Annotated in this window: 33 protein-coding genes; 4 read left to right on the top strand and 29 right to left on the bottom strand. The window is 51.9% G+C overall.

Annotated features, from left to right (window positions below; all coding sequences use genetic code 11):
• Window positions 1-40 precede the first annotated feature (40 nt).
• From ACYVHB_RS25835 to ACYVHB_RS25970, 28 genes are all read right to left on the bottom strand, one after another.
• Complete coding sequence (locus ACYVHB_RS25835) at window positions 41-625, bottom strand: MSMEG_0567/Sll0786 family nitrogen starvation N-acetyltransferase (protein ID WP_461054715.1); 585 nt, start codon at window positions 623-625, stop codon at window positions 41-43.
• A gap of 33 nt (window positions 626-658) precedes the next feature.
• Entirely contained in the window at window positions 659-1,768 is a 1,110-nt protein-coding gene (locus ACYVHB_RS25840) for an MSMEG_0568 family radical SAM protein (protein WP_461054716.1), read from the bottom strand.
• Window positions 1,765-2,736, bottom strand: coding sequence for a Nit6803 family nitrilase (locus ACYVHB_RS25845; RefSeq protein WP_461054717.1), 972 nt, complete (start codon window positions 2,734-2,736; stop codon window positions 1,765-1,767). The genes ACYVHB_RS25840 and ACYVHB_RS25845 overlap by 4 nt, the downstream gene beginning before the upstream one ends.
• A 21-nt stretch (window positions 2,737-2,757) precedes the next feature.
• On the bottom strand, window positions 2,758-3,240 hold the full coding sequence (locus ACYVHB_RS25850) for an MSMEG_0572/Sll0783 family nitrogen starvation response protein (protein WP_461054718.1): 483 nt from the start codon (window positions 3,238-3,240) through the stop codon (window positions 2,758-2,760).
• A 169-nt stretch (window positions 3,241-3,409) separates the two neighbouring features.
• Window positions 3,410-3,553, bottom strand: coding sequence for a hypothetical protein (locus ACYVHB_RS25855; protein ID WP_461054719.1), 144 nt, complete (start codon window positions 3,551-3,553; stop codon window positions 3,410-3,412).
• Window positions 3,554-4,367: 814 nt separating this feature from the next.
• Window positions 4,368-4,637: a hypothetical protein gene (locus ACYVHB_RS25860; RefSeq protein ID WP_461054720.1), complete on the bottom strand. Its 270-nt coding sequence runs from the start codon at window positions 4,635-4,637 to the stop codon at window positions 4,368-4,370.
• A 22-nt stretch (window positions 4,638-4,659) separates the two neighbouring features.
• Window positions 4,660-4,944, bottom strand: coding sequence for a HigA family addiction module antitoxin (locus ACYVHB_RS25865; RefSeq protein ID WP_461054721.1), 285 nt, complete (start codon window positions 4,942-4,944; stop codon window positions 4,660-4,662).
• A 44-nt stretch (window positions 4,945-4,988) separates the two neighbouring features.
• Window positions 4,989-5,378, bottom strand: a complete 390-nt coding sequence (locus ACYVHB_RS25870) for a hypothetical protein (RefSeq protein ID WP_461054722.1) — start codon at window positions 5,376-5,378, stop codon at window positions 4,989-4,991.
• Between the two features lie 501 nt (window positions 5,379-5,879).
• Window positions 5,880-6,281 (bottom strand): hypothetical protein, encoded by a 402-nt coding sequence (locus tag ACYVHB_RS25875; protein WP_461054723.1) that lies wholly within the window; start codon window positions 6,279-6,281, stop codon window positions 5,880-5,882.
• A gap of 34 nt (window positions 6,282-6,315) precedes the next feature.
• Window positions 6,316-6,537, bottom strand: a complete 222-nt coding sequence (locus ACYVHB_RS25880) for a hypothetical protein (RefSeq protein WP_461054724.1) — start codon at window positions 6,535-6,537, stop codon at window positions 6,316-6,318.
• Between the two features lie 4 nt (window positions 6,538-6,541).
• Window positions 6,542-7,177, bottom strand: a complete 636-nt coding sequence (locus ACYVHB_RS25885; RefSeq protein ID WP_461054725.1) for a hypothetical protein — start codon at window positions 7,175-7,177, stop codon at window positions 6,542-6,544.
• Window positions 7,174-7,836 carry a hypothetical protein gene (locus tag ACYVHB_RS25890; RefSeq protein WP_461054726.1) on the bottom strand — a complete coding sequence of 221 codons (663 nt, stop codon included), beginning with the start codon at window positions 7,834-7,836 and terminating at the stop codon, window positions 7,174-7,176. The genes ACYVHB_RS25885 and ACYVHB_RS25890 overlap by 4 nt, the downstream gene beginning before the upstream one ends.
• A 4-nt stretch (window positions 7,837-7,840) precedes the next feature.
• A complete protein-coding gene (locus ACYVHB_RS25895; protein ID WP_461054727.1) occupies window positions 7,841-8,857 on the bottom strand; it encodes a hypothetical protein in 1,017 nt (338 codons plus the stop codon).
• 12 nt (window positions 8,858-8,869) lie between these two features.
• On the bottom strand, window positions 8,870-9,091 hold the full coding sequence (locus ACYVHB_RS25900) for a hypothetical protein (RefSeq protein WP_461054728.1): 222 nt from the start codon (window positions 9,089-9,091) through the stop codon (window positions 8,870-8,872).
• Between the two features lie 169 nt (window positions 9,092-9,260).
• Window positions 9,261-9,677 (bottom strand): hypothetical protein, encoded by a 417-nt coding sequence (locus tag ACYVHB_RS25905; protein WP_461054729.1) that lies wholly within the window; start codon window positions 9,675-9,677, stop codon window positions 9,261-9,263.
• Between the two features lie 2 nt (window positions 9,678-9,679).
• A complete protein-coding gene (locus ACYVHB_RS25910; protein WP_461054730.1) occupies window positions 9,680-10,264 on the bottom strand; it encodes a conjugal transfer protein TraO in 585 nt (194 codons plus the stop codon).
• Window positions 10,265-10,292: 28 nt separating this feature from the next.
• The gene (traN, locus tag ACYVHB_RS25915) at window positions 10,293-11,159 is read right to left on the bottom strand and encodes a conjugative transposon protein TraN (protein ID WP_461054731.1); all 867 of its coding nucleotides are present in this window, start codon (window positions 11,157-11,159) and stop codon (window positions 10,293-10,295) included.
• Between the two features lie 6 nt (window positions 11,160-11,165).
• On the bottom strand, window positions 11,166-12,422 hold the full coding sequence (gene traM / locus ACYVHB_RS25920; RefSeq protein WP_461054732.1) for a conjugative transposon protein TraM: 1,257 nt from the start codon (window positions 12,420-12,422) through the stop codon (window positions 11,166-11,168).
• Window positions 12,419-12,724, bottom strand: a complete 306-nt coding sequence (locus ACYVHB_RS25925; RefSeq protein WP_461054733.1) for a hypothetical protein — start codon at window positions 12,722-12,724, stop codon at window positions 12,419-12,421. Before ACYVHB_RS25925 ends, traM begins: the two co-directional genes overlap by 4 nt.
• Window positions 12,721-13,359, bottom strand: a complete 639-nt coding sequence (gene traK, locus ACYVHB_RS25930; protein ID WP_461054734.1) for a conjugative transposon protein TraK — start codon at window positions 13,357-13,359, stop codon at window positions 12,721-12,723. The genes ACYVHB_RS25925 and traK overlap by 4 nt, the downstream gene beginning before the upstream one ends.
• Window positions 13,359-14,513, bottom strand: a complete 1,155-nt coding sequence (locus ACYVHB_RS25935; protein ID WP_461054735.1) for a hypothetical protein — start codon at window positions 14,511-14,513, stop codon at window positions 13,359-13,361. The genes traK and ACYVHB_RS25935 overlap by 1 nt, the downstream gene beginning before the upstream one ends.
• A gap of 50 nt (window positions 14,514-14,563) precedes the next feature.
• The gene (locus ACYVHB_RS25940; protein WP_461054736.1) at window positions 14,564-17,098 is read right to left on the bottom strand and encodes a TraG family conjugative transposon ATPase; all 2,535 of its coding nucleotides are present in this window, start codon (window positions 17,096-17,098) and stop codon (window positions 14,564-14,566) included.
• On the bottom strand, window positions 17,013-17,369 hold the full coding sequence (locus ACYVHB_RS25945; RefSeq protein ID WP_461054737.1) for a DUF4133 domain-containing protein: 357 nt from the start codon (window positions 17,367-17,369) through the stop codon (window positions 17,013-17,015). The genes ACYVHB_RS25940 and ACYVHB_RS25945 overlap by 86 nt, the downstream gene beginning before the upstream one ends.
• Window positions 17,369-17,689, bottom strand: coding sequence for a DUF4134 domain-containing protein (locus ACYVHB_RS25950; RefSeq protein WP_461054738.1), 321 nt, complete (start codon window positions 17,687-17,689; stop codon window positions 17,369-17,371). The genes ACYVHB_RS25945 and ACYVHB_RS25950 overlap by 1 nt, the downstream gene beginning before the upstream one ends.
• 411 nt (window positions 17,690-18,100) lie before the next feature.
• Window positions 18,101-18,634 carry a hypothetical protein gene (locus ACYVHB_RS25955; protein ID WP_461054739.1) on the bottom strand — a complete coding sequence of 178 codons (534 nt, stop codon included), beginning with the start codon at window positions 18,632-18,634 and terminating at the stop codon, window positions 18,101-18,103.
• A 20-nt stretch (window positions 18,635-18,654) separates the two neighbouring features.
• Window positions 18,655-19,323: a hypothetical protein gene (locus ACYVHB_RS25960; RefSeq protein WP_461054740.1), complete on the bottom strand. Its 669-nt coding sequence runs from the start codon at window positions 19,321-19,323 to the stop codon at window positions 18,655-18,657.
• Between the two features lie 2 nt (window positions 19,324-19,325).
• Window positions 19,326-19,862 carry a hypothetical protein gene (locus ACYVHB_RS25965; protein ID WP_461054741.1) on the bottom strand — a complete coding sequence of 179 codons (537 nt, stop codon included), beginning with the start codon at window positions 19,860-19,862 and terminating at the stop codon, window positions 19,326-19,328.
• Window positions 19,843-20,610, bottom strand: a complete 768-nt coding sequence (locus ACYVHB_RS25970; protein WP_461054742.1) for a ParA family protein — start codon at window positions 20,608-20,610, stop codon at window positions 19,843-19,845. Before ACYVHB_RS25970 ends, ACYVHB_RS25965 begins: the two co-directional genes overlap by 20 nt.
• 466 nt (window positions 20,611-21,076) lie before the next feature.
• On the opposite strand from ACYVHB_RS25970, the gene ACYVHB_RS25975 reads away from it, so the two are divergent.
• Genes ACYVHB_RS25975 through ACYVHB_RS25990 form a run of 4 tightly spaced genes read left to right on the top strand, consistent with a single transcriptional unit; the run spans window position 21,077 to window position 25,236 of the window.
• On the top strand, window positions 21,077-21,526 hold the full coding sequence (locus ACYVHB_RS25975; RefSeq protein ID WP_461054743.1) for a plasmid mobilization protein: 450 nt from the start codon (window positions 21,077-21,079) through the stop codon (window positions 21,524-21,526).
• Window positions 21,507-22,820, top strand: coding sequence for a relaxase/mobilization nuclease domain-containing protein (locus tag ACYVHB_RS25980; protein ID WP_461054744.1), 1,314 nt, complete (start codon window positions 21,507-21,509; stop codon window positions 22,818-22,820). Before ACYVHB_RS25975 ends, ACYVHB_RS25980 begins: the two co-directional genes overlap by 20 nt.
• On the top strand, window positions 22,817-24,799 hold the full coding sequence (locus ACYVHB_RS25985) for a YWFCY domain-containing protein (protein WP_461054745.1): 1,983 nt from the start codon (window positions 22,817-22,819) through the stop codon (window positions 24,797-24,799). The genes ACYVHB_RS25980 and ACYVHB_RS25985 overlap by 4 nt, the downstream gene beginning before the upstream one ends.
• Window positions 24,799-25,236, top strand: a complete 438-nt coding sequence (locus tag ACYVHB_RS25990) for a helix-turn-helix domain-containing protein (RefSeq protein ID WP_461054746.1) — start codon at window positions 24,799-24,801, stop codon at window positions 25,234-25,236. The genes ACYVHB_RS25985 and ACYVHB_RS25990 overlap by 1 nt, the downstream gene beginning before the upstream one ends.
• Here ACYVHB_RS25990 and ACYVHB_RS25995 read toward each other — a convergent pair.
• Window positions 25,161-25,919, bottom strand: coding sequence for a M23 family metallopeptidase (locus ACYVHB_RS25995; protein ID WP_461054747.1), 759 nt, complete (start codon window positions 25,917-25,919; stop codon window positions 25,161-25,163). The genes ACYVHB_RS25990 and ACYVHB_RS25995 overlap by 76 nt on opposite strands.
• Between the last annotated feature and the right edge of the window lie 54 nt (window positions 25,920-25,973).

The following is a 25,973-nucleotide window of genomic DNA, read 5'->3' on the forward strand; positions in this document are numbered from 1 at the left end:
CTACTCGGTAAAATTCAGGTGATTCGAAGCGTGAGGAATCTCAGGACAACTGTAACTGGTACAATGACTTCTGCGAAGGGGAATAGCACTCGAGATTGCATTTCATGTGATAATGCCGTTTCCCGAAAAGGTGTAGCGGTTCACCGGTTTGCCAGTGCATCCGGTTAAAGAAGGTGACGTTCTGCTCCTGCACGTACGCATAAAACTCCCGGCAGCCCAGCGCAAGGGCCGTCGATACTGCCTTGAAAATTAACGCTCCGCCAATAGTTTGGGTAAACGGGCCAATAGGATGCTGATCGTTGAATAGACCGGAGGTCTGAAAGTGGGCCAGCTTTCGATACGTTCGGTCAACCCCCAGGCGGCCTCCCCACCATACGCCCGGGCTTCGTTCGTCGATGCGGACAATACCAACGACCTGATCCAACTGGCCGGTGTAACTACTTTCGGCGATGATGGGCAGGGCTTTCTCGTCGATCAAATCACGGTCAGATTCATCAAAAATCTGCTGCTCCTCACAAAAAATCTGTCGGCGCAAGTCCCAATATTGGTTGATTTGCCAGGCCTCTTTCGCAAAAGCAAACGTAAGGTGACTTGCTCTATACGCGGTTGGTTTTTCAATAATCATGGGACAGGCAAGGTTGAAGTTGAGCGTTTATGCTTACGCCAGGGCCATCGTTTTGGCCATTTTCTCAAACGATTTCAGGGTTGAACAGGCACCGCATTTCGCGCAACCCGCTTTCATTTTGTTCGAGGTTATCCCCCCTTCGGCAATGAGGCTGCCCACTTCGGAGAGGACGCGTTGCATAAAGTCCTTATCTGGAGTTGGGTGGTTTTCCAACGGCGTACCCCCTACCGGAACAAACGGCACCACAAACGGATACACCCCGATAGTCACCAGTTCACGGCTGATAGCGATAAGCGCTTCTTCAGAATCGCCCAGCCCGGCCAGCAGGTACGTCGAAACCTGCCCCCTTCCGAACACGGCTACCGCTGCTTTGAAGGCTTCCATGTAGTAACTGACCGAAATTTCGGCCTTGCCCGGCATAATCTTTTTGCGAACGTGATCCTCCACCGCTTCCAGGTGCATACCCAGGGCATCGGCACCGGCTTCTTTCAGTCGGTCAAACCAGCTAAAATCGGCGGGTGGTTCGCATTGAACCTGAATCGGTATATCGACGGCCGCCTTGATGGCTCTGACGCTTTCGCACAGCACCTTCGCCCCGCGGTCGGGCGTCGAAGGTGTGCCGGTCGTCAGGACAAACTGCTCGATACCATCGAACTCGACGGCCGCTTTGGCTACTTCGGCCAGCTGAAACGGGCGCTTATACGAAATGGTCCTTTTCTGCTTTAACGACTCACCAATAGCGCAAAACTGACAGGACGTTTCTTTGTCGCCGTAGCGCACGCAATTTTGCAGAACCGTAGTTGCCAGTACATTATGACTGTGGAGCTGCGCTATTTTCCAAAACGGAACACCATCAGACGTGGTGTACGAGTAGAAGTTGGGCTGTTTAGGGAAAACGATCGTCCCGACAAACGCTTCGTTTTTGAATAGCTTCGAAACGCCCAGCAGGTTCGGCTCTTCGGCTGAATAGGGCGACCGCAGCGAGGCTGTATTATGGACGGGTATCATGATCGTGGCGTCTCCCAACCGAACCGCTTTATGATCCGTTGGCCCCGCTCCTCCTTTTCGCCCCCCCTTGTCAGCGAATCCGTCCAGACGTAAGCCATACGCCTGTAGTTCAGTCAATAATTCGGCAGTATTCATAGCTGATCGATGCCTTCCTTGATTACTATGCTTTTGTCACTGACGTCGACATGCCTGTAAGCCGTTTTATCGATCACCACCGATAGTAACTCAGGCCGGGAATAATGGCCAACCGAGTCCATCATCCGCTTTCGTTTATCAATTAGTTTCATATCGAGATCGGCATACAGGATCCCTTCCCCTTCGGTTAGTGGCGTTGCCAGGTGTTTTCCATCCGGGGAAATGATCATCGTATTGCAGCCTCCACGCAGCGCCTTTTGCAGTTTATCGTCCGACGTGATCGACTTGATCTGCTCGTCGTCCAGCCAGCCCGTCGCGTTAATCACGAAACAACCGCTTTCCAGGGCATGATGCCGCATAGTGACTTCCATCTGATCGGCGAAAACTGGCCCCACCAGCGACCCTGGAAACTGGCTACAGTGGATTTCCTCATGGTCGGCCATCAGGGCATACCGGGCCAGCGGATTGTAGTGTTCCCAGCAGGCCAGCACGCCGATCCGGGCAATTGTCGTATCGACGGCTTTCAGGCCACTGCCATCCCCCTGTCCCCAGATCATGCGTTCATGATAGGTGGGCGTGATCTTCCGTCGTTTCAGCACGATCTGGCCATCCGTATCGAAAACAAGCTGGGTATTGTATAACGTACCGTAGTCCCGTTCATTAACGCCTAGTACCACCACCATTCCGCATTCCCTGGCCGTTGCCGCAACCAATGCAGTGATGGGCCCGGGTACAACCACCGCTTCGTCGTACAGCCTGAGGTGGTCAGGGCCTTGTGAAACCGGAGGAAGAACGAAGGAGAAGTATGGGTAATTCGGCACGCATGTTTCGGGAAATACAATGATGTCAGCTCCCTGCGATGCGCTTGCGCGAATCATGTCACAAATCTTTTCAGTCGTGGCAAGGCTATCATTCAATACTGGTTTCAATTGCGCAGCCGCAGCTTTGATAACAGATTTAGTGGCCATAAGAGAGCTGATCAACTTGATTTACAACGTCCAGGTGTCGAAAATGAAGGCGCCTTCTTTCCGGTGCAGGAGCTGAACATCAAGCACGTCAAGCGGGCTGATGGGTATCACGCCGGGCACCAGGTTAGGCTCGCCCATGCCGTACAGGGCTTGCAGCGCAAAGCGACAGGCGTACACCTTACCGCCCTCAGCAATAAATTTTAGCAGCCGATCGGTATAGGCCATGTGACCAGGGAAAGCTTCATCGCCAATTTTAGGGAACCCCCGTTGTACGCCCAGTAGAACGCCCGGGCCATACAAGAGGATCGAGGTCTCGAAGCCTTTTCGCAGCAAACGGGTGGCGGTGAGCATGTTGACCAAGCCAATAGACCCTTCAAACGCAACGGTGTGAAACGTTACCAGCGCCTTCTGGCCGGCCTCGGCCTTCACATCTTCAAATACCTTTTCTTCATAATCAACAAAGAAATCTCCAGTCTTATGTGGGGCAACTTCTACCTTAGGCATAGCAAAAACGATTAGATTGTGTTTAATACTGTTTTTTTAGATTTCTCAAAATTAATCACTAAAATAGTGTGTTTTTAAAGGTATTTATGGAGGTTTCTACGTAAAACGCGGAATTTATCATCAATTGTAGACCTATTTTATAAAATCTATAATTTTTACAAGGCAGATTTTATCCGCTTAGAGGGTCTATTTCGCTGACCACCACCGCCGACAGGCAGCGCGTGAAGGTGTTGACGACCCGGCTGACGGATGCGCCCGCTAAACGGGGTTCTTCTTCCAAACGGATACTGTTGGCGAATTCAAGCGGTGGCAAATTTTTGTTGGATTAACCGCACAAAAGTACCTTTGGCTAAAACTCGTCAAGCAGCTTTTGTACGCTTAATACCTCAGTCGATGGCCTTGGGATGAATTCGCCAACAGTATCCAAACGTGTGGATTTACACGCTACTAAATTAAAGGCTTAGTTTACCTGTCGAATCTCGAAGCGGCCGACGGTGGGTGGAGTCAAGGTCACCTGAATTAGTAAACAAGTGTTTATTTGAGTACAGTATTGGCCAGCCTCATCCAAACAGTGAGTAGCTCGAAAACCTATCATTATTGACCCGTGAATAAGTTTGTAAAGTCTTTTACATGGTACAGGCCATGTGAGTGATGTACGGTCTGAAAAGCGTCTTTACCACTTTACAGACTTATTCACGAGTCTATAAGCTTATGGTGTGCTTGCGTCGCGTTTTCTTTGCGCAATTTATCTGTTTATATCCGTACAGGCTCCCCCCTACTCTACTGGCCATTTTCGGTCAATAAATGGGTAGAAAATGCGATTTAATGAACTTGTTATTTTGCTATCAATGAGTGGATTGTGTTGATAGCACCTACCCCTGGAAATCGTTCAATAAATCATCCGAATAATTGCTCTCAAGTAGTCCGCTCATTAACTGGGTATGCTCAAGGGCCAGCAGCAAACAGAGCCGATACAGGTGAATTCTTTGCATGCGTCAATGGGTTGTACTTTTCCGCCAATGGACCGACACCCGGTAGCGGGTGCAGCCCTGTTTTATTCTTACCCCAGCGCCTCTTTCGCCTCGTTACCTCTATTTTTACAAGGGGTAGGCTCCGGTGCTGCTGACCTACGAGGCTCGATCAGGACCACAGCTTGAGAAATCGGGCAGCGTGATCAAAAATAGGTACGGTTCCAGGGCACCGACACTGCTGAAAGCCCTACACTGAGTAATCTCATTGAGATCGGGATTGTAGCGCATCTCGACAAAGAATCGATCAATGGCGTATAGATTCAGATAGTCCCGTCCATCCCGGCAACTGACCACGAAGTTACTTTGCTCCCAAACGGCAGTCTGTTGATCCTGATCGGATAAGGCATTGAATTCGTAGAGCGTCATGACCAATGAAAGATACGGCTTTTCACTTTTTTTGGCGTTCAACGTACACTTCGTAATCTGCCTGCGCCCTCATCCAATATTCGGCCGGCTTGCCTAAGGCTTGTTCCAGCTTCAAGGCCATAGCCGCAGATATATTCCGCTTGCCTTTTATTAGCTCAACGATTGCGCTGGGGTAAGCTCCAATTGTCAGCGCAAAGACTGACGGCTTCATGTCTCGCTCATCAAGGTGTTGCTGGAGTAGTACGCCCGGATGAGGGGCGTTATTAGGGGCGTGTTTAGCCTTGTCAGAACTGATGATGGTCGTCATTTGGAAGTACCGTTGATTCGTCTGGTGACAATGATATGGGCTATTTATATTAGACTTCTTCCAACCTTTTCTAAGGTCGTACGCAGTGGTCGCATATTTTGCAGGTACTCCCATTTTTGTTCATTCGACAACGTGCGCTCAATTGCATGGAATTGATCGGAGGCCTTATTTCTGCCTTGCTGAGCTAAACGAAGGAAACCCTTTGCTTTAAATTGGGTCTGTACTGACCACGCCAGTACGATTAACCCAATCAACCAGCCCCATCCGGTAGAAGTTATCGAATAGCTTAGCGATAGCACAACACCGCCTGTAATGACAGAAGCCGCCAGCAACCAGTAAGCTTGAGCCATAAATTTGTGATATTCAAACACATTGACGTGTTGCTCCTTAATCTGTACGAAGATCTGATCGAGTTCGGTTGATTTGGTATTCATGGCAGATTAAGATGATTGATTAAGGGCAGCACTCCCCGCCTTAATTGTTGATCAAAAGTAATAGGCTAAACTGATATTACCAAATTTTGGTAAACAAATATTGGTAATATTATTATGATCTATCAAGCCTCAGGATGCTCATGCAACGAAAAAGCCTTGGTCAGATTGACCAAGGCTTCCTGCTATTATGTTTCCGCTGCACCTGATTTCAATCTAAGACCTTGACGGAGGTAGACTCACTGCGTAAATGCAACGAGCAACAAGGAGTAAGTTAGGGATTAGCCGGAACGGTGACCATTCGTCCTGACCAAAGTAGAGGCCTACCACATTGATTATGATCACTAAAATTGCCACCTTAAATGGCGAGAGAAACGCCAGTAGTTTATCGATGTCATTCATAATCGAAGTCAGTAATTAATAATTAATTAGCGTAACAAAGATACGGGTTTTCACCGTTTGAGCCGAACCAGCATTCCAGGGCTCAATCAACAGATGAGGCATTTAGGTAGAACCAATTCCCTTGACTTGATTCCAAAAATCTAATCGAGTGTCAGCCGTATGGAGAAGAACGGGTTGAAGAGTCAGGTAGTAGCTATCGCCAAATTCACCGCCTGTTGTTCGGGGCTGTAATGTCCAGCTTATTGTTAACTCGTCGCCGTACCGCAAAACATCACCCTTGAGTCGGGGTGTTTCAAAGTCACCCTCGTCGGGCAGTGGTCCACAGTCAAAGTAGTCGGTGGCCAGCTTACGGGCAAACACCTCAGCAACGGATAGCTCCGGGAATAACAGAAAATCTTGGCCCTCGGACGCGCCGTTGCGATCCTGATGGTCGATAGCCAACAAGTATGGACATGGAGCCAGAGCGGTCGGATGGGGCTCGGTTTGAGCGCTTACGTTGGTCATAGAGCTGATAAGTAATTTAATAAATCAATGCTTACTACCGTTTGAGCCTTTCCACTAATCCTATGCTTAGGAGCACACCCAGCAGCATCCCTGTAATAAATACCCCTTTGTGCAGCGTAGTCAGTTCACGGTCGACAAGAATCGTCGAGAGAGCAATTATGCATCCAATAAACATAGCAGCCAGCCCGATCAGCGCCAGGCTCAGGCGTAGCAAGCGGCCAGCAGGCCGGCGCTTTTGAAGAAATGTTGGTTCCATTGTGTTAAAGGGAAGTAAGTAGTAAATCAAATGTGCCGGTCAGTACCGGATTCCTCTGAGTGATACCGGCACCTGTGGCGTACATGGTCGCCTGGAATGTGCCGGTGATACGATAAAGCCCGCTTGAGCCTTCCGTTTTGATCAAAGTAGCTTCTGAAATTGTTAGACTACCTGACTCCGCGTAATACAGTTGCGGACCGGGTAAGTAGAGCAGAAGATCCGCTAACTCTCCCCGAGGGCCGGGCGATGCCAGTGTTCCCATCTGATACGTTCCGGGGGTTCTGGTGTTCATGATCAACAAACTGCCGTTTGATCGGTACTCCTGGGGCACAATATCCCGCTGCCTGTAATTTCGGGGCTGGCCAAGGGTGAAGTACGTACTCACGTCTTCCCGGTTAATATTGCCCAGTACGCCCGAGTAAGTATTCGTGCCGGCATTTAACTCCTCCGGACCTTCCGCCAGCAGCGTCAAACCCGGCCCGTTGATCTCTATTCGTCCCGATCCGGTGTATCCTTCCAGCGAAGCCGGTACGCGCAGGTAGCCCGGTAGTGCCGGTTGTGGTTCTTCCTTTGGGCCGCACGACCAGACGGCCACCAGCCCGATTAACACCCATGCTTGTTTGATGCTGAAGCGCTTCATATCCCTTCCCCTTTCCAACCTTTTAATGTATTGGCAACAAACGCTTTGAAACGGGCAAAGGTTGAAATTGGAAGGTACTCACTAACCGCTGGCTCACTCTGAGTCAGCAGCACGGGCGTAGGCTTGTCTTCGGTTGGATCTGGAGTGAAGCGATCCGCCCGGTAACGGTGCGTATAGAAGGCAATCAGTAGCGCTTTACTGGTTTCGCTCAAAAAGGAACTCCGATGGACTTCTTTCTCCAGTTTGCGGCCGTACTTAACCCAGCTAAATTGAGCCTCTTCATTGTGATGTTTATCTTTCCAACGCTCATGGGCATATCCGGTTGGGATCAACCAGTTCAGAATTAAAGAGGCTGTCTGGTTTCCTTCACACTGGCCAAACTCTACTAAATACGGACTGTCTTTCAGGTAAAGACCCCGTTCTGCCAGAAAGCGATTCATGTGTGGGCTTGAGACATCATCACAACGCTTGCAGTGGGAACAGGTGCCGGTGTTCTCGTGAAAGGGCGAGGTGGGCCGACACTCCAGGGGCGTGTCGAGCCGCTCGTAACAGGTTTCACAGAAGAACTGAGTGTACTCGGTTGAGCTAAGCGTGAGCAGATAGGCCATAAACTGCTCCACTAGGTCATAATTAGTGCTGCTGGTCGTTGCGGGTTGCATACGCTTACTTTTTAGGGCCGTACAAGATCATTTCATTGCGGGGTTGACTCAATTCGTCGTACCGCTTTTTTGTCTCCGTACTCATGTTAGCGGCTAAAGCCGTTATTTGCTGGTAAGCCTCCGACATCCTGACGTGCAGCTCATCAATCATCTTCAAACGTTCCGCATCAGTGAGCTTAAGCGTGGGTGAATTGTAGTAATCAATCGGGATTTTGAAGTTATCGATAATCGAGCCGACTAACCCCGACAGCGCCTTGGCCCCGTTGCCGCTGGCCACGCCGACGATGGCCGAACCTAAACCCGGCACCCCGAATATTGATCCGGCGATGTTGCCAATGATAGCCAGATTCTGTTTGTTCGAGGCAGCAAGCCCCGCCTTGAAAGCTTCGACGAACTCTTTATTGGCCGCTTCAATCTCCGCTCTGATTTTGGCCTGTTCAGCGGCCGGCAGCGCGTTCAGGTCGGCTTCTGATTTGATACCGTGAGCGGCCATGATCTGGGCAACCGAAGCGGCAAAGTCCGCGCCCGGATCACTCGAACCGGCACTGATGCTGAAGGTGGGCATGGCCGGCAGGACGATGGGTGCACCTGACGTCAGCAGGATGGTCAGTTGATCGTTAATGGCCTTTGCTCTGGAGGCGCATTCGGTCATTTCGATCATGTATTTATAGGCAAAGCCGTTACCACCAGTAGCGGCAAATCCAGGATTTGCCTTTTCAAGATTTCCTGCCTTTGTGACGTATTTAGATCGGTATTGCCAGATGTTTGCGTTCATCTTCTGGATTTCCTCTACTTTATAGTAACCCAGAACTCCTTTGGAGACGATGATGCGTGAGTTTAGCTGAGTCACCGTCAACTTATTCAACCGCTCCTGAAGGATGCGGATCAATTCGAGCTTCGCGGCCTGCTCGGTACCGGTATCACCCGTCAGGCTGATGGTGGGGCCGTCGCCGTCCTGAGCGAGCAGCGTCGAGGTGGCCAGCATAGCCCCGGTGAGAATGGGAAGAAAAAGCTTTTTCATGTCTGGTTCAGTTTAACCTATGGTAGTTTTTGTTGGAAATGGTTCTGTTTCGCCCCGTTCGTAAGCAGACTGGAGTTCTGCCGACAAGGCATCGAAGCGGCCGGCCCCAACATCACTTTTCATTTCTTCGTCCCAGCGGGACTCGCGGTGTTGAGCCAGCCAAGTCGCTAACTGCCGGAGTTCGTCAGTCGTCAGTTGTTCAATGGCATCCTGGATTTCTGGTAAGGTCTTCATCGTAATCGGTTTGATTTAAGGTTTATTACGCAGTAGGTTATCCAGGAATTTGGATTTACCCGAGCCGGGTCGGCCCATGACCAGTATACCTCGGAATGCCAACGGCACGTCCCTAATCCCCATCACCCTTTTTATAAATCTGATTAGCTTACTCATATTGGTACTTGTTTTATGGTACAATTTGAAAGCTTAGCCGAATCGTGTCTGGCTGGGTGTAGCCCCGCTCCTGCCGGGCAATCAGCACCACCTGACAAGCGCCCGTTGCTTCGGGCGTGAAGCTCCATGAAGAGGCTCCCAGGGGTAAAGCGACTGGTACGTTCTGCAGAACGGGTACCGACTCCACATCACTACCCCGGCTCAGCCTACCCAAGCCCGTCTGTTGGTAGTACACCAGCTGGTGACCGTATTCCGAGTAGTAAGAGTCGGTGAGCAGTTCCAGCGGCAAGCCGTAGCGTTGGTGCAGCTTAAGTGCCGCCCCCGGTGAGGCCGCGTTGAGCTTAATTCGGTAGGGAGCCCGGATATCTAATGACTCCGACTGGCAGCCCATGGCCAGCGTGATCAGCGTGAGATAGAGTAGCTTTTTCATTACTAATCAGAATCAGAAGTGAGAATGAATTTAACGCCCACGCCGGCGTTGAAACGGGTCGGGGTGATGCTGGAGCGGAACAGGTAGTACTCCTGCGCTTTGGCCACCAGGATGGTGCGGCCCGACAGAATGAACTCCCATTCGATGCCGAGGGTAGGGCCGACGATCCAGTTAGAGCGGTTCATCAGGTTGGCCCCCTCGACGGTGCGCCGGTCCTGATTGATCGACTCGTATCCACCCGCTACGCCCCCGCCCACGTTGAGCACCCACGACTTACCCACCAGGCCCATGACCCGCGTGAAGTAAGTAGCCTCACCCAGCCACTGCGAGACCGGTACCAGTGACCGGTCATAGGCGTAGTATTTCTGGTTGAGGTGCACCGCCCCTTTCCAGTAGGCGTAACGGGTCCGGTATTGGCTGTAGGAAAGGCCAGCGAAGTAGCCAAAATTATCCTGACCGGGCAGCTTGAAGCCGTCGAGCAAACCCGCCGACAATTCCACCGAGGCCTGCCCTTCCTGGTGGATTTGAGCCCTTGCCGACAGACTCAGCAACAGGATGATAAGGGGGGCAACAATGAGGTTTCTCATGGGAATAGGGAGAGTAAGTAAGGATAGATTACAGGGGCCGAGCGGTTGCTAATTCTTCGGGGCCAATGGAGATCACAAGCTGACGGCCGCCACTCTCCTCCCCCACCTGCACCACCAAACGCCGGTCCTTCTCCAGTGTCAGCCGCTCGATGGCAATGACCTTGGTAAGCTGATCCCGGCGCGGAATCACGCCCTCACTCTCGTCGAACACCTTGATAGGATCGACCGGCACATCCTGGGTAGCCGAGCTCTCCCCTACCCGCTTCATCTGAGTGACGTAGGTACGCAGGTAGTCGATGTCGTAATCCAGTTTGGAGGTGTTCTCCAGGCCCAGCACCAGGTACATCACATCGTCCTTATAGAGCAGGTTCTTCAAATACAGGTTCATGCCCTGCGTTTTGTAGCCCACGTGTCGGATCTTCCGGCGACTGTTCATGGCCTGCTCGCCCTGCCGGTTGAGGTTGTCGGCTAAGCGGGCTTTGGAGCCCGAGCTAACCTTAGCCGCTTTACTGACTGCGCCATCGAGCAGCATCCGGGTCAGGTCGTAGGTCAACGCATCGGGGTTTTCCTTATAGGCGACCATGAAGCTAAACAGCCGCCCGTCGGCCGTCACGACCGTCAAATTGGTTTCCAGCATCGGACTGCGACTAACCGCCTTGAGCCGGAAGACGTTACCCGCTTTCTCGACGGCTTCCCCTACTATCTCTTTACTGCCCAGATCGGCGTAGCGGATTTCGTGGGGAAAGATCAGGTGAGTGGTTTTACTGGTACTCACGTAGAGGCCGTAGGCAGGCCGAATGCTTTCGGGCATCATGGGCAGCACGTAGGCGATTTGGGCCATGAGCGGGGCCGCAGCCAGGCTCAAACAGAGGGGAAGCAGGAGTAGACGTTTCATAAGGAATTATTGAGCTTTTAAGAATAGGTTATAACCCGCCCGCAGCCGGATCGTGGCTTGCCGCAGCGAGTTGGATGCGCCCATGCGGGCCGAATTAAGGACCGTGTTGGCCAGCCCCCCGATACCCGGAAGCTGCACGCCCTGAATGGCCGAGGAGCGCACCTGACCACCCACCTGAGCGTTCTGACTCAGGCCTGGTACATTGACACCCATCGAGCCATCGGTATCGTAGACGTCCAGATCGAGCGGGATGAGCTGGCCACCGAGTTGCAGGTTGCGCACCGTTAGGCGCAGGCGGTCATCGGAGAGTTGGCAAATGGCGTACAGAATCGTGTTGGTCGGGATGGTGATGCCGTCGGCCGTAATCTCTTTGAGTAGCCGCAGCTTCACTTGCTGACTATCCCGGATGGCCTGATCTTCGTGCACCACGACCGGGATCATCCAGGCGACCGTCTTTTTAGAGCCGTAGCCACTTCCCCCACTCAGCACCGCCCGGTTAGGCTGGGGCCGGGAGCCGCCCGTTGGCGCCGTGTGAAACACATCATCGGCACTGGGTGATTCATTTAGCCGGGAAGCCGTCAGGTTATCGCTGAGCGCAACGGACGCGGCTGGTTCGTCCTGGGCAGTAACCGGCGAGATCGGTTCGCTTCGGGGCTGAATTGTACTGTTGTTAGGAGCCGGCATATTGCGGCTCCGTTCGTAAGCCTGCATCTGATAGGCCAGTTGTTGGTCCGAAGCCGAAGCGGTGTAGTACGAACCCGACCGGGGCGGTTGGTAGGAATAGGTCTGACCTTTTTTGGTTCGCCCGGTAGCGGCCAGGGCAGCTGCGTTCGATCCTCTGATTACCTTCGCTCCCTGATTCGGACTTGTTGAGCCCAGACTTGAAGCGTGAGTAGCCGTGCTGACGGAAGCCGGGTCACCGAGCGCAATTGGCTTCAACCCACTCGAAACCGAATCTTCGTGTGAGACCGTGAAAATCGACAGCACCTGCCCACCGGTCGCCTTGCCGTAACCAGGCCCCTCCACGTTTCGTCCGTCCATTGAGCCACCTTTGGCAATGGGCATCTGAGCATTGAAGCCACCCGAACCGGCCTGGTTAGCCGCTTCATCCTGAGCGATGTGCCTTTCCCCCTTTCCACCCTTACCGATAAAAAAAAGGGCCGTGATGAAAGGAATCACGATTAGGGGATAGACCAACATCGGTTTTCGCTGGCGCAGGAATACTTCGTCGCTGCTTAGTTGTGTCACTGTGGCCGTGCTCATCGGGGTAGCGTAGTTGGAGTGAATGATCGGTTTCGTAAACTGTCGAGTTCCTGCCGGGCCTGCCGGTAGGCTTTATTGTTGTCAGGCTGGGGCACAAACAGCTTTTGCATGGGCTTCATGAACTGATCGGGTGAAGCGGCCGGCAAGGGTTTGCCCAGATCCTGAATGCTGACCACGAGCTTATAGACCCCACCCCCTCCCAGCATCAGCAGGGCCACTAAGACAATGGTTTGACGGGCGCGATCGGAGAGACTCATCAGGTAGTCTCCCAGCCCGATGATGTTGCGGATGAAGGTTCTCATTGGCGCTGACGTTCTTCAAGGTCCGTGTTGTCGCGTACGGCAAACTTTTCGATCAGAAAGCCGTGCGGGTTCTCGGCCGAGCGGCTCACGTTACGCAGGTAGCCAGTAGTGACCAGCTTACGAATCGTGATGTTGGTCAAGCGGACGATCTGCTGGCGGGCGAAAGTCCTGAACGCATACGGATACTGATTCATGTCCAGTTGAATGCTGTCCACCTGTACCTCCTGAGAGGCCGACGCCTGAATGAGCTGACTGTAGTAGCCCTTCTCTTTGGTGTCCAGATAAAGCCGGGACACACTCTCATCGGCGTAGGGCAGCGCTTCCCGGATGTGCTCTTCAATGGCCCTGGCATCAGGATCGAGCGTAAAGAAAAGTTCGTGGAACCGTCGGATGTGATCGCGTCCTTCGACCGGCCGGTTCTCCCGGACGTCGTTACGAAGCGCAGCAATAAGCGACTTACCCTGCTCGACGACGTAGATGCGGCTCTCCGAGTCGGTCTTTACGCTGTAAGCAAAGGCAAGGCTCCCCAGCGCGATAAGCGTGAAGGCCCCCACGCTGACAAAGGCCAGAATGCGGATGTTACGGTACGAAGTCTCCAGGTTGCGGAGTGATTTAAAGAAGGTTTCCTGTGCCATTAGTCCGAGCTTTTAGAAATGTTTCTCATGTTGTTGAATTGCTGTTTGGCGGCATTCCCATAGTAAGACCCGTAGTTGGCTGCGGTCTGACCAAGGGCGGCCGCCGTACTCCACCCAGCCCCAACTACAGCCTTACCTGCCTTCATAGCAGCTCTACCCCCGGCTACAGCCCCGGCTCCAACAGCCCCGGCTACCGGTAGTCCAACGCCCAGTGTTGTTGCCATTGCCATATTGCTCATTCGCTGTAAGGCATGACCGACGCCCGAAGAGGAAATAATGAAGCCTGAGATAGTGGGGATGGTGAGGTAGCTCAGTGTAGCAATGACCATAAAGACCAGGTAGATTATATCCCCACTGGCCGCTTCGTCGGGTACGTTGTTGGTCATTTCCAATACCTGAAGGGCGATAACCCTCCCTTGCAGGTAGCCGACGATAGACCCCAGGATATTAGCCAGTGGTAACCAGAGCGTGATCTGCGCGTAGCGGGCGATCCACATCAGATGTGAATCCTGAAAGCCGGTGAAGATGGCCAGGGCGAAAGCCAGTGGACCAACGATGGTCAGCACGATCAGAAAGAAGGAACGTACCGTCAGAATCACCAGCCGAGCCGCCAGGAAGAGGGCATAGAACAGATTCTTAAGGAACGAATTGAGCGCTTCGTGGAAATAAACATTGATCTTTTCGACGAGCAGCCTAAAGTATTGGCCCGAAACCCAGGTATCAAGATTATCCTGATCCTTATCAATCTTGGCTAACTTTTCCTGAATCTTCTGCTGACGAATCTGCTCTAACTGCTGAATCCTGGTCGTTTGGATATCGACCATGTTCTGAGTGACGGTCTCAACGGGCTTGATGAGTGCCCCAATGAAATCGGTGACCAGCGTAAAGTTGAGTACCAAAAAGCCGATAGCGAAGGGGCGCAGCAGGGGAAACACGTCGATGGACTCCGCGCGGGCGAAGTGGCCCAGCACGCGTATGCCAATGTAAAACGTGGCACCAATGGCAGCAATAGCCGAAGCCACCGCGCCCAGGTTGCCCATGCCGGCCGTCACTTCGGTGAAGGCAGTCGTAACGGCCTCTTCCATCGAAGCAAACTTCTGGTAGAAGCTGTAGTCGATATAGGTGCTGCCACCGGGTTGTTGAAGTAGAATCATGTCGATGCAAAGGGGATAAAATGAACACGACGAATGGACGTGTCGATTGATTAAGCGTGTTCGGGTTTGCGCCGGGCGTCGGCAAAATCAACCAGGGCTACCTGAATGTCTCCGTGATTAGCGGCCGTGCGCCGTTGCACCTCAACCTTTTCCTTTTCTTCCGTGGTGTAGGCTCCGTACTCCTCCAGGCTGACCTCCAGCGCATAGACTTTTGCCCGCTCGCCCAGCGCAATGAAGACCTCTTTATACTTGCGCCTTGGGTCGTTATCCTTGTTGACCGACAGGATTAACTGCTTCTGCTTTTCAGACAGACCCAGCAACTGGCGGACCTCTTCAAAGCGGTGCTGGTATTTACTTTGGTCGAGCAGGATTTTGCAGTCCGAGTTGTTGATGATCGCATCCTTGACAATGTTGTTGCCGATGATATCATCAATCTCCTGAGTGACCACCAGTGCTTCGCCGAAGTGCTTGCGGACAGTCTTGAACAGGTATTTGATGTAGTCGGCCATCGACTCCTTGGCAATGGCTTTCCAGGCCTCCTCGATGACCATCATTTTGCGGATACCCTTCAGCCGGCGCATCTTGCTGACAAAGGTTTCCATGATGATCAGCGTCACGATGGGGAACAGGATGGGGTGATCCTTGATATTGTCGAGCTCAAAAACCACAAAGCGCTTGTTGAGCAGATCCACGTTCATGTTCGAGTTGAGCAGGTAATCATACTTGCCCCCTTTGTAGAAGGGCTGCATGGTGATGATGAACTGCTCAATGTCGAAGTACTTGGCCTGATAGTTTTTCTCCTTCAGATACGCCCTAAAACCGTCCTCAGCATCGCAGTACTCATAGAATCCGTTGAAGCTAACGTCCGCTATCGCCCCCTTTTTGACCCGCTTAATGAATTCTTCCACCGCATCGCCCAGAGCGACCTCTTCGGTGCGGGAGAATGATTCGTCCTCCTTCTTCCACAGCGTCAGCAGCAAGGTGTTAATGGAAGTGATCTTATCGATGGAGTAGAAGCCATCCTCCACGTAAAAGGGGTTGAAGGTGATGGGCTTGTCTTCTTCGTAAGTCAGGTAAACGCCATCTTTTCCCCTGGTCTTGCGCTGCACCAAATCACACAGGCCCCGGTACGAGTGGCCCACGTCCACCAGCAGAATGTGGGTGTCCTGTTCGTAGTACTGGCGAACCAGGTGGTTCATAAAAAACGACTTACCCGATCCCGAAGGCCCGATGATAAACTTGTTGCGGTTGGTGATCCAGCCTTTCTCCATCGGCTCATCGGAGAGATCGACCCAGACCGGTTTACCCTGCCGGTCACACAGCCGGATGCCAAAGGGAGAAGGCGAAGACTGATAGGCGGACTCCAGATTAAAGAAACAAACGGCCTGCTCGACGAAAGTGTAGAATGTTTCGTCGAAGGGTAGGTCTCCCGCATTCCCCGGTATACCCGCCCACAGTAGCCGGGCCGCATCCATCGTGTTTTGCTTGGGCAGGCAATCCAGTTGGGCAATAGCGGCTGACGTGCGCGCCCGGAGATAATCCATCTGTTCGGGCTTCTCGGTCCAGACCATGACGTTGAAATGAGACCGGCAGACGGTGCGCTGATTTTGAATCGCTTCCTGAATGTAATCGAGCGTCGCGTCCCGATTGCTGGCGTTCTCGGCCGAGAACTGCGAGAGTGAATTTAGCGTACGGGCAGTTTGCTCAAATTCCCGCAGGGCTACCTGGGTATCGTCGAGGCAGATGTACTGGTTATAGACGTGGTTGCAGGACAACAGCAGACCAATCGGCAGAACGTTACCCACGGCAAACTGCGTACTGTCGGAAGAGAGTGGCCCATAGCCCGCCATTACGTCGACCGCCTGGGGCATGGTCTCCGTATCCGAGATGGTAAAGCACATTACATCCTTGGAGCCGATACGTACCCGTCCATCGATGTCCCAGTCCTCAAGAATGACCCGCTTGGTTCCGTCGGGCTGAAGCCGGAAGTAGTTGGGAATGATGCCCCGGTCACCCCGCTTACTGACCAGTTCGTCATCCGTCAGCCGCTCGGCCCGAATGCCGCCGTCCAAAAGGATGCGTTCAAACTGGCTCACCGCGTCGAAGAATGGTTGCAATTCTCGTGGACTGATCTGTTCACGGGGCACCAGCCGACGGCGCGTCAGCGAATGCATGTTGCTTTTCTGCTTCTGTCGATTCTTGGGTAGCTTCGAAATGTAGAGGTAGCAGTAATGATTCAGGAAGGGCTGCTCCACGAAGTGCCGGTGGAAGGCCTGGGTGAGAAAGCTGTCGTCACTGTGGTCCAGATCGGGTTTATACTTCTCCTCCGTGAACCAGTCCTGCTTGTGAATCACCGCGCCGACCGGCAGCAGCTTGATAGCTTTGACCAAAGCACTGTGCAGGCTAAGGTAATCTTCCCGGGATTGGGTGAAGATTTCAGGCAGCAGGAGCCGAAACCCCACGCTAACGTCCGCCATTTTACTCACTAAGCAGTTGTTCTCAACGGCCAGCAGGGGCATGGCGGTTTCGAGATTTCGGGCGTCTAATTTCACGGAGGGATCGGAAAGAGTTAGCAGACGAGACAAGAATGGCTTTGGGTTGATTGCGGGTTGCTTCGAGCTTCAAAAGGCCCGACACACCGTATTTATGCGATAGTCGCATGCAGTACCAGATACCTCCACCGCCGTAGCCCAGGACAATGAGCGTGGTGAGGTAGGTGTTTAGACCAAAAAGCCCGTAGAGGATCAGTGCCAGAATCAGGCTACTCACGATGATACCCGCTGAGAGGTATAGATAAGTGCCTTTCAAACCACGAAACTCCACGGGCTTTCCGATGCCCTTGTTGATTTCCAGCATTAGCCGAAGAAGCTGGTCAGAATTGCGCTGACAGCCACCAGAAACAGAGCCGCCCCAAACCAGCTCACCATCGCCTTCTGCGTGTCAGGATCACCGTTGTGCATCTTGGAGTAGACCCGCACGGCCCCGATCAAGCCGATCAGTACCCCCAGCGCCAGGATGATGGTCGTAGCTGAGGTGCCATAGCTACGGATGGTCGTCGCCGTCTGGCTGAGAGCAGCCGCCCCGTTACCAGGTTGCGCCATTACAGCGCCGTTCATGCCGAGGAGGGCCGCTACCAAAGCCGCCTGGATTGCCGAAGTCTTCGTCCGGTTTGTCATGAGTAAAAAGTGATTAATAGTAAAAAGAGTGAATTGTAAATGCACTTTATCCAAATTGTGATACCAAAGTAGTATAAAAAATTAATTAATGATTTTTGCAGTTTTTAAAAAACAATGAATTAATTAGCGACTAAACTAACAATGTGCTGACTATCAATTATATAAGTCTATAAAAAACTTTTGGTGTATATACAAAAACCAGTTCCGCCGTTTACATAAGGTCAATTGCGCGCTAAAATGAGCTAACTATAATGAATATAGGTACATTAAAATCATAATAAGACTCACTAAGTTTGACAATATGCATAATGTGTTAATTTTGTTCCACTGATCAGCAGCGAGTTCTGCTGAAAACAAGAAAAGGCCAGACGTTGCCGCCTGACCTTTTGATGGGAGAGAATAAGCCGAGCCCTAAACAGGCCCTGCAAACAACTCATCCAGATAATCCCAGTGCCTGATTAAGGTCCGTGCTTGTTGATGGCCGGACCGATCACGTTCATTGACATGCTGAATCAATGAAGGAGTAGACTGCTCGGCAGGGCTTGAGTCTGACGCTGGCCGTGTCCAGTAAAGCAGGCATCGAAAGCCGATGTAGCTGCTGAAGAGCATAAGCCAGGCCTGCCCGGCTGAATCAATGGTTCTGCCTACGCGAAGTAGCAAAAGCACAACGGCCAGAAACAGAAAGCTTCCCCATAGCAGTACGAATCGGACATGAACCTGATTCCAGATCACAAAGCGGGACTTTCGGTACGTACTGACTGTGTAACCGATCAGTACAGCCAGCAGTCCCTTGGCCAGACCAAGCGAACCTGCGCGGGCCATATCAATAATGAATCGCTCCGAAAACCGGGCTGTTGCCTGAACTACCCAGTTGGCCAGCCCGAACAGGGCCAGACCAAGTATGATCATCACAATGCTGCCAAAGTCAAGCGTCATCAGGTTCATGTCCGTAAGGATAAAAACAGTTAGCGGGTAAAATTCATGTCGGCAAATTCATCAATACCCTGTTGGTTATTGATTTGTGCCGCTAATCGGGAAGCTGCCGGATCGTTTGGCTCAGTGGCTGCTAACCGGCCGTCCTGATCGGGCTTAATTCGTTTAGCCGTGGCGATGACCTCATCAAGCAGTAATTCCTCTGGATTTTCGGTCTGAACAACGATGGGCAGGCCAATGGTTTCTTCCGAATGCTGACTGATATCGGGGCCGTTGATGTCGACTTCATCCTCATCGATATCACTTTGTATTACCCGGCTTGGTATTGGCTGCGCCGGCTGGGGGGCATTAACCTTAGCAGGGGGATCTGGTAACAAGTTTGCAGCAACAACCTTTTCCCTTTCCGGAACTACCGATTTCGGGGCGGCCGGCACTGGGGTTGGGGCTGGCTGAACAAGATGTTGCGACGAATGATCATCGTCGTCGTAATTACTGACCGCGAATCGGGATTGAACATCGTCGTCCTGGTCATCGGACTCCTCAGCCGCAGCAGCTGGTGCCGGTTTGGCTTTCTGGCCCTGGCCGCTGATCCACTCCCGGAAGTCATGCCGGTAGTATTTCCAGAACACGAACGCATAGTACGGGATGGTTATGGCGAGGATGAACTTAATAAAGTCGCCCCAGGAGTATGCACTGAACATGGTTAGTTTCCTTTTTGATGTTCACGCTGAAGGGCTTCGTGAGCGGGCTCCAGCAGGTTATACAAAATTGTACTTAGCGGCAGTCTGTACTTGAAATGCAGCTCACGTAGCATATCGTGGTGTTCATCGGCGAGCATAATCATTTTGGTGCAGCGGAGGCCCTTAGGTACCGGCTGGTTAATAACCTCGGCTAAGTCCACTACAGTCGTTGACCGGCGAACCCGCTCCTTTCGGACCGTCGTTGTTTTTTGCGGCCGTACCACTTCTGGAGCGGGTACTGATTCGCTTACCGACCGGTCATGATCGGAATCAGCGACGGGCGTTGAAGCCAGGGGCGTCGTAACGACAACCGGATCGGGTGACTCAACAACGGGCTCGGCCACTACAGCCGCCACCAGCGGCACATCAACGGTTGGCGCTGGTGGCGGAGTCGGATCAAAATCATCGTCCGACATAAAGCTACTGGCCAGCTTACTGGCCCGGTCAACGCTCTGTTGCTTGGTGACGTCGGAAAGGCGCTTATTGGTTTGACTCTTCATTGGGTTTGGAGGTTGGAACGGGAAGTAAGCTTTCTATCTCTACAAACAGATCTTTAAGTCCGCTGTGGCGCAGGTACGTCGGGGGTACAACAAACATCGTCGAGCGGTTGGCTGAATCCTGATAAGAGTCCCGCTGCGGAATGCGACTCTTCAGACTTTCGAACCCATGCTTTTTGAAACGGGCTTCCAATTGGTCAACCAGGGCTCCGTCGCGGGCTTCCTTGTACTTGTTCCAAACGATGAGGCACCGCTCAGGAGGCAACAAATCAATCTGCCTAATAGCCTTGAGGTAGCTAAAGCCCGTCGTCACCGAGAACTCAGAAGTTTCCATCGGAGCAATCAAGTAGTCAACGGATCCTAGCGCAGCTTCGTAGCCTTCGACGTCAATGTTGCCGGGCATGTCGACAAAGACCAGCCGAACATCAGGCGGCAATTTTGTCAGAAGACGGGGCACGCTGGCCGGCTCTCCTTTGACGACTAAATAAGGGTCCATGTTCTGGGCATTGAAGCGAACCCGGGTTTCCTCATCCATCTGCTCGGTTTCCCGAAACCTCAGATTGTAGAACGAAAGCTGAGAATCGACATCCAGAACGGCAACCGGAATACGGCGCTTGTAATGAAGCCACGAAGCGACCAGGACGGTGAGGGTTGTTTTTCCCATTCCACCCTTCTGGGTCGCGAAAGCAATGACTACGGGTGGTCCCGTAGTAGCCGCAGCCGGGGCGGGCTGGGTAGTGGGTGTTGACATACAATTATTCAGTTTGATTACGGGGCAATTATAAACCTATAAGTTTATATAAAAAACTAAAGGTTTATATTTTTAAGAATCTCTATGTTTTTAATCCCATAATCTTATAAGAGTAGAAGCCTCTAAATTCATAATTAATCTTCTGTATCGCTTATATACTTAGAAGCCTTTAGGTTTATAAGTATATAAATTTTTAACAACACTGCTCACTAGCAACATGGCCAACGATTGATCTCAATGAATCGCCCATGATACGTCTCCGATTCTTATAGGTTTATAAGTTTTTAGATTTATAAGTCCACTGTGTTGTCTCACCCTTAAAAACACGCGCGTAAGGCCACCGAAAAATGTTTGCTTCTGGCAAAAGCAAGATGTGTTTTTGTCATGACAAAAACCTCTGACCGCCTCACAGCGGTCATTCACTAACGGGCCTCCGAAGTCGGTCCGTTTAAACCAAATCAATCACATGGAAAAAGAATTTTACCGGGGCGGTGCTCCCGAAAAGCCCGAACACGAAAAGCGTTGCCGATTTGTGCAGGTTCGATTCCGGGCCGATGAATATGCATTGATGGAAAAGCGCAAAGCGACTACGTTAGCAACGGATATGTCTGCTTTTATTCGTTCGGTATGCCTTGAAAAACCGCTACTGATGCGGACTCAGATGGAAACTTATCAGGACATTGCCCTCTCACTAATCCGGGAAATGAGAAGTGATGTACTACGCATTGGCGTCAACATTAACCAGTCATCCCGGCGCATTAACAGCACGACAGATTACCGCGACCTACAGCGGGACGTAACCGAAATGGTCAACAACATGGGCCAACTTGATGCCCAGCTACGCGCCTTGATGAGCGCCATCCACCGGGATGGGCAAACCCTTGAACCGGCTCTCCATGGTGACCAGAATCAGTAGTGGCAGCTCACCGGCCGGGGCGGTGTTTTACAATGAGCAGAAGGTTGGAAAGGGGGAAGCAGAGCGGTTGGCGGTTCGCAACTTTGACGCCGTACAGGTCCCATCAGAAAAGTTAACCGCTACGATGGTTGCTGATAAACTGGAGTACCGGGCCGCCCGGTCCGAACGGATCAAGCTTCCAACGTTTCATGCCAGTCTGTCACTGGCCAAAGGCGAACGGGTAGGGGTTAACGATCTGATTGCAATCGCAGATCAGTACATGCAGGGCATGGGCTACGGTAAACAACCTTACGCGGTTTACCAGCATCACGATACTGAGCACCCCCACGTTCATATCGTTTCGGTGCGGGTCAACGAACTGGGTCGCAAGATTTCCGATAAGTTTGAGCGGGAGAAATCAAACCAACTTCGTCAGCAGATTGAGAAGGAGTTCTGCCTGCAGGTAGCCGAAAAGGTAGCCCTCAGGCCCGAGCGGATGGAGCTTAAGCCAGTCGAGTACGGCAAGGGTGATTTGAAGGCGGATATCTCGGCCGTCGTACAAAGCGTACTCAGAGACTTTACCTTCAGTAGCTTTTCCCAGTACAATCAACTGCTCAAAGTTTACAACGTGCAGGCGGTTGAAATCCCTATGGAGGGACTGAAGCCGGGCCTCAAGTATTCTGCCATCAATACCGAGGGCATAGCGCAGGGGGCAGCTATCAAAGCCAGCAGCTTACCTCACCGGCCAACCCGGGAAGTCGTCGAACGGCGAATCAATGCGGGTAAGAAAATCAAGGGAGATCGGGTCAGCCGCTTGCGCAAGGTTGCCGAACCCGTCCTGTTGCAGAGCCGGACCTGGGATGACTTTCAGCAGCGCCTTTCCAAGGTGGGCATCGAGCTTATGCCGCATTTGGGAAAGGATGGCAATCTGTTCGGGGTTTCCTACGTCGATACCCGGCAACGCGCGATCTATACCGGTAGCGAACTGGGGAAGCCCTATACTGCCGCGTCACTCAAGGCGAGTTTGGGAGAAACCTACCAGGCCCCGACGCTAAGGCAAGTAAGGGCCGAGCGGGGTGAGGGTGATAGCTCATTCCAGCGCCAAACGACAAACCAGTCTCAGTCGACGACTCACCAGCGGCCTGATCCCGAATACGCGCCGAACCAGCGCCAGGCCGAGGAGTCACCCAGCGCGCACGTCGAACTGATGCGCCAGATGCTGAACGCCCTCAGCGATGGCAACACCATTAATGATAATGAACACGAACTAAAGAAAATGCTCAAAAAATCACGACTAAAACCCCGATTGTCATGAGAGACGAACGCAAGGAATATAACAACGTGAACGAGATCTATTTAAGCGTCGGCTTGGTCCTGCTGGCCATTCACTTCTACGTTCATCTGCATGGCCTGTTTACTAACTACGGCTTTGCTCACCCCATTTCCGATAAGTTGCTGGCCGGGTTTTCTAAGTCAAACCTGTTTTCCAGCCATTGGACTCTAAAGCTGTTTGCGGGTGGCTGCCTTGCCCTGTACGGCTACGCCAGCCGGGGGGTAAAGTCAGTGACGCTCGAACCAAAGACGGTAGTCAGATCGCTACTTATTGCCATCGTATTGTACGTGGGCAGTACGCTGATTCTGGTTGAGAGCAGATGGCTGTTGAGTTTTGCCGGAATCAACGAAATAAGCATCGTTTACCTGGTGCTCTCGGTGGCGGGGGTACTCTATATCCTCAAGGGCGCGCAGGGCATCAACCGGCTGATGACCGTTAAGGTGGGCAAGGACAAATTCAACTCCGCCAATGAAACCTTCCCCCAGGAAGAGCGGAAGCTAGAGAATCCGTATTCAGTGAACATTCCAACCGAATACATCTACGAAGGCAACCGGAAAGGGTGGTTGAACATATCGGCTCCTTTCCGGGCGCTGCTGGTGATGGGAACCGGAGGATCGGGAAAGACCTACGGCATTATTCATCCCGTCATCCGTCAGCACATCGCTAAAGGGTTTTCTATGTACGTCTATGATTACAAGTATCCGTCGCTCTCGCTGGTGGCCTACAACGCAGTTTTGAGGCATCATAAAAAGCTGCCAAAGGACATGAAGTTCTATGTAATCGACTTTGACAATCCGGTCAAATCACACCGCTGCAATCCGCTGCACCCCGACTATTTGCCTCGCATCGATTACGTGACCGAGTGCGCGCGGATGATGCTGTTAAACCTGAACCGGAAGTGGATTGAGGAGCAAGGAAAATTCTTCGTCGAATCCCCCATCAATTACGTGACGGCCCTGATCTGGTTTTTGCGCTGTTACGACAAAGGCCAGTACTGCACTTTTCCGCACCTGATTGAATTGATCACAATCAACTACCGAACATTATTGCCGATCCTGGTTGATAAACCGGACATCGCCACGTACATGGCACCCTTTGCTTCGGCCTACCAGGGCGGAGCCGTCGAGCAGTTGGAAGGCCAGATATCTTCCGCACAAATCGGTTTAGCCCGGTTGTCGAGTCCAACCCTATACTGGACGATGAGCGGGAACGATTTCAGTCTGGACATCAATAACCCAGATGCACCTAAGATTGTCTGTCTGGGAAATAACCAGGCGCTGGAGGGTACCTACGGCGCTGCATTAGGGTTGTACAATTACCGGATCATGACGCTACTCAACCAACCGGGTAAGCATCAATCCTCAGCGGTGATTGATGAATTGCCCACAATTTACTTCAAAGGACTCTCTAAGCTGATCACCACAGCACGCTCCAACCGGGTGGCCATTACCATCGGTATGCAGGACTTTTCACAACTCGATGAAGACTACGGCCGCACGCAGGCGGAAACCATTAAAAATACGTGTGGCAACATCATCTCGGGTCAGGTTTACGACAAAACAGCCGAGGCCATGCAGAACCGGATGGGCAAGATTGTGCAACGTAAAGACAGCATCAATATTCAGTCCGAAGACGTAACGCACGGCATATCCACGGAGCTGAATTATATGGCACCGGCGGCCAAAATCTCGCAGTTATCGCAAGGCTATATGGTGGGCGTCTTGGCGGATAATGAGGGTCAGGAAAGCCCTCACAAGGCGCTCCACGCCCGGATCGCCATTGACAAAGAGGATTTTAATAACGAGCAAAAAGCGAAGGAAATGCCTAACTTTTCTATTTTTGCTAATGACGAGGTTACAATGAACGAGCGAATCGAAGCAAACTACCTTAAAATCAAGGAAGATGTTGCTCGATTGGTTAGCTCAGAGTTGGCCCGGCTTAACGATAAATACAAAAAGTAATGGGAGAGGTAGACGTGCAAGTTATAGCCCAGCGCCTGAACAGCCTGCGCAAACACCTCGGTGAACGGCTTGGCGAAAATTTAACGCTTGAAGTGTTAGCCAGCAAATCAGGCGTTGAACACCAAAAGATGGTTCGCATTGAGCACGGTAAAGGCAGTTGGGAGTCGTTGATCAAACTGCTCGTATTCTACCGAACGCACGGCTATAACTTGGACTGGATCTTGTTTCCTGACAATACCAATCTACCCATGATACTTACCTCGGGTGACGAGCTGCTGATGTTCAGTGAACTGATGCTAAAGGTAAGCAATCGACTCCAGGAGGATTACTCACAAATGACGGGTCACCTCAGAGAATTGGGTTATTTCACGTTGGACAAAAAACGCTTTACCCCTTCGGAGGTGGAAACACCCTTACCGGTGGAACTCGAACTCTGAAGGAACCACAACCGACGTCGCAGTAAAAAGCAGAATTCAAACGGGTCCAATACGGACCCGTTTTTTTTGATGGTATAGTGAAGGTGAGGGCCAGTTGCCAAACCCGTCTGACCTACACGGCCAATTTCTTCATTAAGCTCGATAGATTGCCCAGGCTTCACGCAGTACCCCTTGAGATGTCCGTAGGTCGTCTCAAATCCGAACGCGTGCTGTAGCTGCACAAAAACGCCTAAGGCGGGGTCATGGCCCACCCGCTTGACGATACCCGCAGCTGTAGCTTTAACAACCATACCCAGCGGAGCACGCACATCCACGCCCTGATGAAAGCGCACCTGATGATGGACAGGATGAAATCGCTTGCCAAAGGGAGAAGTAACGCGAAATGCCTGAAGGGGTAAATCAACGGGGAGTACGCAAGGTAACAGCATCAGATAAGGTGACTCAGGGCCAAAACTGTGCAGTAAACGCTCAATCTGATAGTAGGTCTGCGTTGTCCTCAAAAGAGTAACCTCCAGCGAATCCAGTACCCGCCTTATTGAATCAGAATGAATAGGAGTCGGCCCCAAATCAAGCGTATCAATTACGAGTAATTGCCCGTCAGACTTGGCGTGAGGTGTCTGTGCGCGAATCATGACCGAGAGTGAGAGGGCGAGGATAAGCAGACCATAAAAACGCAGTGGCATAAAAAGCTATTTTTCACAAACAAAGTTGCACATTTTAATTTTGCTATTCTATAT

The sequence above is a fragment of the Spirosoma arcticum genome, assembly GCF_054779955.1.

Coding starts and splice junctions, on each gene's coding strand:
- ACYVHB_RS25835 (WP_461054715.1), bottom strand. CDS start 625: ATGATTATTGAAAAACCAACCGCGTATAGAGCAAGTCACCTTACGTTT.
- ACYVHB_RS25840 (WP_461054716.1), bottom strand. CDS start 1,768: ATGAATACTGCCGAATTATTGACTGAACTACAGGCGTATGGCTTACGT.
- ACYVHB_RS25845 (WP_461054717.1), bottom strand. CDS start 2,736: ATGGCCACTAAATCTGTTATCAAAGCTGCGGCTGCGCAATTGAAACCA.
- ACYVHB_RS25850 (WP_461054718.1), bottom strand. CDS start 3,240: ATGCCTAAGGTAGAAGTTGCCCCACATAAGACTGGAGATTTCTTTGTT.
- ACYVHB_RS25860 (WP_461054720.1), bottom strand. CDS start 4,637: ATGACGCTCTACGAATTCAATGCCTTATCCGATCAGGATCAACAGACT.
- ACYVHB_RS25865 (WP_461054721.1), bottom strand. CDS start 4,944: ATGACGACCATCATCAGTTCTGACAAGGCTAAACACGCCCCTAATAAC.
- ACYVHB_RS25870 (WP_461054722.1), bottom strand. CDS start 5,378: ATGAATACCAAATCAACCGAACTCGATCAGATCTTCGTACAGATTAAG.
- ACYVHB_RS25875 (WP_461054723.1), bottom strand. CDS start 6,281: ATGACCAACGTAAGCGCTCAAACCGAGCCCCATCCGACCGCTCTGGCT.
- ACYVHB_RS25880 (WP_461054724.1), bottom strand. CDS start 6,537: ATGGAACCAACATTTCTTCAAAAGCGCCGGCCTGCTGGCCGCTTGCTA.
- ACYVHB_RS25885 (WP_461054725.1), bottom strand. CDS start 7,177: ATGAAGCGCTTCAGCATCAAACAAGCATGGGTGTTAATCGGGCTGGTG.
- ACYVHB_RS25890 (WP_461054726.1), bottom strand. CDS start 7,836: ATGCAACCCGCAACGACCAGCAGCACTAATTATGACCTAGTGGAGCAG.
- ACYVHB_RS25895 (WP_461054727.1), bottom strand. CDS start 8,857: ATGAAAAAGCTTTTTCTTCCCATTCTCACCGGGGCTATGCTGGCCACC.
- ACYVHB_RS25900 (WP_461054728.1), bottom strand. CDS start 9,091: ATGAAGACCTTACCAGAAATCCAGGATGCCATTGAACAACTGACGACT.
- ACYVHB_RS25905 (WP_461054729.1), bottom strand. CDS start 9,677: ATGAAAAAGCTACTCTATCTCACGCTGATCACGCTGGCCATGGGCTGC.
- ACYVHB_RS25910 (WP_461054730.1), bottom strand. CDS start 10,264: ATGAGAAACCTCATTGTTGCCCCCCTTATCATCCTGTTGCTGAGTCTG.
- traN (WP_461054731.1), bottom strand. CDS start 11,159: ATGAAACGTCTACTCCTGCTTCCCCTCTGTTTGAGCCTGGCTGCGGCC.
- traM (WP_461054732.1), bottom strand. CDS start 12,422: ATGAGCACGGCCACAGTGACACAACTAAGCAGCGACGAAGTATTCCTG.
- ACYVHB_RS25925 (WP_461054733.1), bottom strand. CDS start 12,724: ATGAGAACCTTCATCCGCAACATCATCGGGCTGGGAGACTACCTGATG.
- traK (WP_461054734.1), bottom strand. CDS start 13,359: ATGGCACAGGAAACCTTCTTTAAATCACTCCGCAACCTGGAGACTTCG.
- ACYVHB_RS25935 (WP_461054735.1), bottom strand. CDS start 14,513: ATGATTCTACTTCAACAACCCGGTGGCAGCACCTATATCGACTACAGC.
- ACYVHB_RS25945 (WP_461054737.1), bottom strand. CDS start 17,369: ATGCTGGAAATCAACAAGGGCATCGGAAAGCCCGTGGAGTTTCGTGGT.
- ACYVHB_RS25950 (WP_461054738.1), bottom strand. CDS start 17,689: ATGACAAACCGGACGAAGACTTCGGCAATCCAGGCGGCTTTGGTAGCG.
- ACYVHB_RS25955 (WP_461054739.1), bottom strand. CDS start 18,634: ATGAACCTGATGACGCTTGACTTTGGCAGCATTGTGATGATCATACTT.
- ACYVHB_RS25960 (WP_461054740.1), bottom strand. CDS start 19,323: ATGTTCAGTGCATACTCCTGGGGCGACTTTATTAAGTTCATCCTCGCC.
- ACYVHB_RS25965 (WP_461054741.1), bottom strand. CDS start 19,862: ATGAAGAGTCAAACCAATAAGCGCCTTTCCGACGTCACCAAGCAACAG.
- ACYVHB_RS25970 (WP_461054742.1), bottom strand. CDS start 20,610: ATGTCAACACCCACTACCCAGCCCGCCCCGGCTGCGGCTACTACGGGA.
- ACYVHB_RS25975 (WP_461054743.1), top strand. CDS start 21,077: ATGGAAAAAGAATTTTACCGGGGCGGTGCTCCCGAAAAGCCCGAACAC.
- ACYVHB_RS25980 (WP_461054744.1), top strand. CDS start 21,507: ATGGTGACCAGAATCAGTAGTGGCAGCTCACCGGCCGGGGCGGTGTTT.
- ACYVHB_RS25985 (WP_461054745.1), top strand. CDS start 22,817: ATGAGAGACGAACGCAAGGAATATAACAACGTGAACGAGATCTATTTA.
- ACYVHB_RS25990 (WP_461054746.1), top strand. CDS start 24,799: ATGGGAGAGGTAGACGTGCAAGTTATAGCCCAGCGCCTGAACAGCCTG.
- ACYVHB_RS25995 (WP_461054747.1), bottom strand. CDS start 25,919: ATGCCACTGCGTTTTTATGGTCTGCTTATCCTCGCCCTCTCACTCTCG.